The organism is Mesorhizobium sp. WSM4837 (genome assembly GCF_055811435.1).
Genome location: NZ_JBVVQE010000157.1, coordinates 1 through 3,361, shown reverse-complemented (window position 1 = coordinate 3,361; position 3,361 = coordinate 1). Strand labels below are relative to the sequence as shown.

Here is a 3,361-nt window from a genome sequence, read left to right as displayed (position 1 = left end):
CATTATGCCGATGTCCGGATTATGCCGACCTTGCGGGTGGATGTCGGCTTCGGAGGCGGTGATCGCTGCGATGGGGTCGGCATAATCAGAGCGCCTCGAGGAAAGCGAGAAGCTTGTCGGGCGGTCTGTAGCGTCCCGGCGCCGTGTTGGCCGGCGTGGTTTTCGCCAGGGTGCGCTCTTTAAGCTCCAGATCGGCGTGCAAGTAGATGTGGGTGGTCTCGATCTGTTCGTGGCCAAGCCACAGCGCGATCACCGAGGTGTCGACGCCGGCACGCAGCAGTCGCATTGCCGCGGTATGACGCAAGGTGTGCAGTGTGACCCTTTTCCGCTGCAGCGATGGACAGTTTCTGGCAGCGATTTCGACATACCTCGCGAGCCGGTGCTCGAGAGCGTCGCGGCTGATCATCCTGCCGGTCTGTGTGGGGAAGAGGGGATCGGCCGGCTGCCCGGCACGTTCGGCCAGCCAGACGCGCAGCACGGCGGCCATGTTGGAGGTAAGGGGTGTGATCCGCTGCTTTCGCCCCTTTCCGATACAGCTGACATGAGCGCCGGAACCGAGGTGGATATCGGCGCAGTGAAGGCCGATCAGTTCGGACGCCCGCAGGCCGGTTTGGGCGGCGAGCCGAAGCAAGGCGTGGTCGCGCCGCCCGGTCCAGGTCGACCGCGCGGGGGCGGACAGCAATACATCGAGTTCCTCCTCCGTCAGGAACGTCACAAGCCGTCGCTCAAAACGCTTAGGCGGAATCGCGAGCACCCGTTCGATTGTCGCGGCGTACTCGGGGTAACGAAGGGCGGCGAACCGGAACAACGACCGGATTGCGGCAAGCCGCGCATTCCGGGTCCGCGCGCTGTTGCCTCGATGACGCTCGAGGTGATCGAGGAAGTCGCCGACACAGGCGGCATCGAGGTCGTTGAACTCCAGCCTGGAAGGCTCTGTGTCATGCCGCGCGGCGGCGAAGACCAGCATCAGCCGCAGGGTGTCCCGATAGGCGGCGAGCGTATGCGGGCTGGCTTGCCGCTGCCGGATCAGGCGGTCGGTGAAGAACGCCTGCAAGGTCGCGCTGAGGGCGGTCATGCGCCGCCTCCGATCCGTCGTTCCAGACGATCACCGGCCAGTTGCAGCAATTCCGGAGCCGCCGAGAGATACCAGTACGTCTTGCCCGGATCGACGTGACCGAGATAGGTCGACAGCAGGGCAAGCCGGCGCCCCGGATCACCGCCGTCGCGATAAGCATCAAGAAGCGTGCGAACAGCAAACGCGTGCCGCAGATCGTGGAGCCGTGGTCGGCAGGCCGCCGAGCGCGGCGCGATGCCGACGCGACAGACGAGCTTCTGGAACGTGTTTTGAACGTTCACATAGAGCAGCCTGGTGCCGGCCGGTGAGACGAACAGGGCGTGCGTGTTCGGCGGCCGGCGGGGTCGATCGCGCCGGCGCAGATAATTGCCGAGGGCTGCAACAGTGCTCGGATGTAACGCCAACTCGCGGGATTTTCCGGACTTTCCGCGCCGAATGGTGAGGCCGCCGCCGACCGCATCGAAGTCGTCGCGATCCAGGCCGATCGCTTCTCCAACCCGCATTCCGGTCACGGCCAGCAAGCCGATCAGGGTCCGGTAGGTTGCTTCCCGATGCGGCGTGCGCAAGGCGGCGGTTGCCGTCATCAAGGCGATGATGTCCTCCTGCGAATAGAGGTAGGGCGTCGCTCGGCAAGACCGCCCTGGCAGCAGATCACACGGCGGTACCTCGGTTGCCGGCTCGATCCCGCGCAGGTGGGTCGCAAAGCGGCGAACGACGGAAAGTCGCGCCGACATCCAGCTTCGATCGGCGCCTGCCGGCAGCATCGCCCAAGCGAGGGCCGTCTTGGTGGTCAGGTGGTCTTCGCCCTGCGCCTCGAGATAGGTGAGGAACTGGGCAAGAAGCTTCTCGGACCGAACAAGCGTGTAGCCGAGGGCGCGACGCATGGCCAGGTAATCGGCCAGGGTTTGGCGAAGGGCGCTCATCAGGCAATCTCTCCCGGCCAGGGGTGGGCGATCGTTCGCAGGGCTTCGCGATCAACCTTGGCATAAATCGCCGTTGTCAGGGCGCGGCGATGGCGCAGGACCTGCCCGACCTCCGGTAGCGACGCACCGGCGCGCAACATCGCCGACGCCGCCGTATGGCGCAGGCGGTGGGCGTAGATCTGGCCGAGCCCCGCGCGGCAACCGGCGGCGGCCACTATTTGCGACACGCCAGTGCTTGTGAGGGCATTATGGGGCGCCCTGACGCGCACAAATACTGTCCGGCCCTGGGCGGTCCGGGGACGGCCGTAGCGCAGATAGGCCGCCACCGCTTCGCCGACATCGGCCGGCAAGGGAAGGTGTTCGATGCAGCTTCCTTTGCCCCGTACGAGGATCTCACCGGTCCGCCAATCCAGGTCGTCAAGCTTGAGCTTGGCGACTTCCCCCGCCCGCAAGCCGAGACGAACCAACATGGTCAGGACCGCGAAGTCGCGGCAGCCGTTCGACGTATCGCGGCCGCAGGACGTCAACAGGCGCTGAACCTGGTCGCAATCCAGTCCCTTTGGCAACCCAGCCAATCGCCTACCGGCGACCGAGGGCACGCAAGCGGCAAGAGATCGCGTGATGAGACCCTCGACATGAAGGAATGTGAGCAGCGATCGCAGCGCCGTAACAGTCAGGCTTGCCGCGCCGCGGCTCAGCTGAGGGCAACGTGCCACGACAAAGGTGACGACGTCGGTCGCGGCCAAACCCGCTAGGTCCAGCGCACGCCCGTCGGACGACAATCGATGACGCAGAAAGGGGCGCACCATTCGGGCATAGACATCGGCGGTCGCTTTCCCCAAACCGCGCTCAATCGCCAGATAGCGTTGGTATCGTTCCAGCAGCTGATCTGCCGGATCGTCGGGTGCACGGGGCGACGGCGGCACCACGCCGCGAGACTGCAAATAGGCCAACAGGGGCCGCAATGCTTTGATCGAGCGGAGTTGCGGGCCAGCGGCACGACGGGTACGGACGAACCGATCGACCTCGCTCGCACCTAGACCCTCCACATCCAGGCCTTCCAATGCGAGCCAGCGGCTCAATCGCGCCACCAGCCGCATCTGCTCGCGAGCGGAAAGCGGCGTATAGCCTTGTCGGACGAGTTCGCCGGCAAACCCAGCCGCAAACGGGGCAAGCGGGCCCTGGACGCGAACGCGAAACGGATCGATTGACATGAAAGTATCCCCTTCCTTGGAAACAAGAAGAGGAGTTTGCACGATCCGTCAGAGCGCCGGTGATTATGCCGACCCATCGCAGCGATCACCGCCTCCGAAGCCGACATCCACCCGCAAGGTCGGCATAATCCGGACATCGGCATAATGCA

At 65.0% G+C, this 3,361-nt stretch carries 3 protein-coding genes; all 3 read right to left on the bottom strand.

What is annotated here, in order from left to right; genetic code table 11:
* Positions 1 to 85 precede the first annotated feature (85 nt).
* The 3 genes from AC0L3D_RS36180 to AC0L3D_RS36170 are packed head-to-tail and all read right to left on the bottom strand — an operon-like array spanning position 86 to position 3,212.
* Positions 86 to 1,075: a tyrosine-type recombinase/integrase gene (locus AC0L3D_RS36180; protein WP_192179997.1), complete on the bottom strand. Its 990-nt coding sequence runs from the start codon at positions 1,073 to 1,075 to the stop codon at positions 86 to 88.
* Complete coding sequence (locus AC0L3D_RS36175; RefSeq protein ID WP_473647476.1) at positions 1,072 to 1,998, bottom strand: tyrosine-type recombinase/integrase; 927 nt, start codon at positions 1,996 to 1,998, stop codon at positions 1,072 to 1,074. Before AC0L3D_RS36175 ends, AC0L3D_RS36180 begins: the two co-directional genes overlap by 4 nt.
* On the bottom strand, positions 1,998 to 3,212 hold the full coding sequence (locus AC0L3D_RS36170) for a tyrosine-type recombinase/integrase (protein ID WP_473647475.1): 1,215 nt from the start codon (positions 3,210 to 3,212) through the stop codon (positions 1,998 to 2,000). The genes AC0L3D_RS36175 and AC0L3D_RS36170 overlap by 1 nt, the downstream gene beginning before the upstream one ends.
* Positions 3,213 to 3,361: the final 149 nt, after the last annotated feature.